Genomic DNA, 3,316 nt, shown 5'->3' on the forward strand with positions numbered 1-3,316 from the left:
GTCACGGTGAAGGGCAAGGGCTTCTCCGTGACCGTCGACAAGGGCAGCGGCGTCATCACGTCGTACGAGGCCCGGGGCACCCGGCTCATCACCTCCGGGCCCGCGCCGAACTTCTGGCGGGCACCCACCGAGAACGACCGCGGCAACGGCCAGCACACCCGCAACCAGACCTGGCGTGACGCGGGCACGCAGCGCAAGGTGACGGACGTGAGCGTGCGCGCCCTCCGCGACAAGGCCGTGGAGATCAAGGTCAGCGGCACGCTGCCCACGACGGTCGAGTCGACGTACACCACCACGTACACGGTGTTCGGCAACGGCGAGATCAAAGTCGACAACACCCTGCACCCTGGTGCCGCGTCCCTGCCGTACATCCCGGAGGTCGGCACGCTGCTGTTCCTGCCGGGCCGGTTCGAGCGGCTGCGCTACTACGGCCGCGGCCCCGAGGAGAACCACTGGGACCGCAAGGACGGCACCGACGTGGGCGTGTACTCCGGGACCGTCTCGGAGCAGTGGACCCCGTACATCCGCCCGCAGGAGAACGGCAACAAGACCGACGTCCGCTGGGCCGCCCTGACCGACCGCAACGGCTTCGGGCTGCTGGTCTCCGGTGAGCCGCTGCTGGAGGTCAACGCCTCGCACTTCACCCCGGAGGACCTGTCGTCCGGGGTGCGCCACGACTACCAGCTCACCCCTCGGGACGAGGTCGTCCTGCGCGTCAACCACCGGCAGATGGGCGTCGGCGGCGACAACAGCTGGGGCGCGCACACCCACGACGAGTACAAGCTCTTCGCGAGCCGCGACTACGCGTACACCTATCGGCTCCGGCCCCTGACCGACGTCGACGAGGCGACGAGGACCTCGCGCCGGCCCACGGCGGCGGAGTTCACGGACTGAGCGGGCATACAGACAGCCCCGCGCCCTTTACGGGGCGCGGGGCTGTATGGATGTGCGGCTCCGCTAGGAGACCTTCACGTTCTTCTCCACGGTGACCTGGTCGATGTCCGTGGTGCGGATGGTGATCTTCATCGTCCAGGTGCCGGGGAGGGGGAGCTGAAGGCTGTCGGTCGCCCAGTAGCCGCCCCTGTTCGTGAGTTTGGCGTCGATGGGGCCGACGTCCTGGGACCGCAGGGTGAAGGTCACCCGCACCTCGGGGACGGTCGCGATGCCGCCGTCGGGGCCGAACAGCACCGCCTGGATCGAGTTTTTGCCGACCGTGCCGGGGGCGAGGTCGAGCTGGATCTTGCCGTGGCCGTTCGGCGTGCCGACGTCGAACGGGATGAGGTTGCTGGAGGGGGTGGGCCCACCGGTCGCCGCCGTCCTGTTCGCTCCCGCCGACTCGGCCTCGGCGCGGCCGGGGAGCGTCACGGTGAGCACCGTCGTGATCACCATCACCACCATGGCCACGGCGAACTCCGCGAGGACCGAGCGGCGGAGGGCGAGGCGGTGTGCGTCGGGGTCGGTGGTGTCGGTGTTGTCGGTGTTGTTGGGGCCGTTGCTGCCGTCGCTGCCGTCGGTGTTTCGTGGACCGTCGCCGCCGGAGCCGGAGCCGGAGCCGGTGCCGGTGCCTGTGTTCGTCCCGCCCGGTGCGTCGGCCGTCCGTACGGTGGCCTCGTCGTCGGCCGGCTCGGTGCCGTCGGTCGCGGCGGTCGTCTCCGCGGGGCCGCCGCCCACGCGCTCGGGTACCCGCACCTCCACCTCCGCCCGCACCTGTTCCTTCTCGGGCCGCCGTTCCCGTACGCCGGCCGCGACCCACCGGGCCGTCCAGCGCCGTGAGAAGTAGGCGGCCGCCAGCAGCAGGACCACCGCGCCCAGCTTGGCGACCAGGAGCCTGCCGTACGTCGTCCCCGTGACCGCGTCCCAGGAGCCGAGGCCGCGCCAGGACTGGTACACGCCGGTGAGGACCAGCACAGTCACCGAGAGGAAGGCGAGCCGGGAGAACCGGGCGACCACGGTGGCCGAGAGGTCCTCGGGGGCGCGGTACAGCACGGTCATCAGCGCCGTCAGACCGCCCAGCCAGGCCGCCATGGCGAGCAGGTGCAGCACGGAGGACGTCATCGCGGCGGGTACCTGGATGCCGGCGGAGGCGTGCTCGGCCGCGGCCCAGGTCAGGGCGAGGCCGACGGAGAAGACGACTCCGGCAGCGAGTACGGCCTTCTGACGGGGGCTCGTTTCCTGTACGGCGCCGCCCGTTTCCGTGATGGCGGCCGCTCCCCGTGCGAACCGTACGAAGAAGAAGGCCCCCGCCAGCAGGACCAGCCGGGCGAGCAGGGCCATGCCGGGCCTGCTCGTGGCCGTGTTCGCCAGGACGGACAGGTCCAGGATCTCCGTGATGCCGGTGCCCCGTTCGTAGGAGCCGCGGAGGAGGAGCAGGGCCACCGTGGAGGCGAGAAGCGCCGACCAGCCGGCCACGAGCAGCGTGCGGAGCGCCGCGCTCAGACCGCCGAGCAGCGCGGTGAAGACGGTCACGCCGATGAGGAGCGCGAGGCCACCGTACGCCACGTAGCGGGCGATGTTGTAGAAGGAGGCGACGACCGGGTCTTCCGTGGGCGTGGTGGCGACGGGCTTGGTCGCGGAGGGCTCGCCGACCGAGAAGAGCAGCGCGCCGGAGACCGGGTGGCTGTCGGCGGAGACGACGCGCCAGGCGATCGTGTACGTGCCCTTGCCCAGGTCGGCCGGGAGCGTCACGCGGACCGTGTCGGAGCGTTTGCCCGCGCGTCCCGGTTCGCCCGTCTCCACGGCGCGGTTGTCCGGGTCGACGACACGGATCGAGTCGTCGAGGAGGCTCACGGACTCGGTGAAGCTGAGCGTGATCTGGCGGGGCGCGGACTTGAGGACTACTCCGTCGCGGGGGTCGCTGTCGCGGAGTGCCGCGTGGGCGGACGCCGTTCCCGCGCTGCCGAGGAGGAACAGGACCAGCACGGTGCCCAGCAGCACCAGGCGCTGAAGCCCACGCCGTTCCCTCCGGGGGTTCCCGTGAGTCTTGGGGTTCCTGTGGGTCCGGGGGTTCCCGTGAGTCCGGGGGTTCCCGTGAGTCCGGGGGTTCCCGTGAGTCCGGGGGTTCCCGTGAGTCCGGGGGTTTCCGTGGGTCCGGGGGTCCCGTGCGTCGGGGCCGGGTGACTCGTGTGACCTGAGTGACTCGATGGTGGAGACACCGCCGGGGGTTCCTTCGTCTCGTCGTCCACCATCTCGCCCATCGCCCCTCGGTCGGCCCACGTCGCGTCTCCGGATCCGTTGTTCATGGCTGTCGTATACATACGGATGAGGGGGGCCATGTGCTCATGCGGGACGGGGTGTTTCCGCCCCCGCCGCCCCTACC

The 3,316-nt window shown here is 71.0% G+C and carries 2 protein-coding genes; one reads left to right on the top strand and one right to left on the bottom strand.

Annotated elements, in window-relative coordinates:
* A partial coding sequence (locus tag FNH08_RS47415) for a beta-galactosidase small subunit (protein WP_228034809.1) occupies positions 1-894 on the top strand: 894 nt, incomplete at its 5' end.
* 63 nt (positions 895-957) lie between these two features.
* On the opposite strand, the gene FNH08_RS47420 is transcribed toward FNH08_RS47415, so the two are convergent.
* On the bottom strand, positions 958-2,934 hold the full coding sequence (locus tag FNH08_RS47420; protein ID WP_322726581.1) for a copper resistance CopC/CopD family protein: 1,977 nt from the start codon (positions 2,932-2,934) through the stop codon (positions 958-960).
* Between the last annotated feature and the right edge of the window lie 382 nt (positions 2,935-3,316).

This window comes from Streptomyces spongiae (assembly GCF_009377185.1).
In the GTDB taxonomy this organism is placed as follows: domain Bacteria; phylum Actinomycetota; class Actinomycetes; order Streptomycetales; family Streptomycetaceae; genus Streptomyces; species Streptomyces spongiae.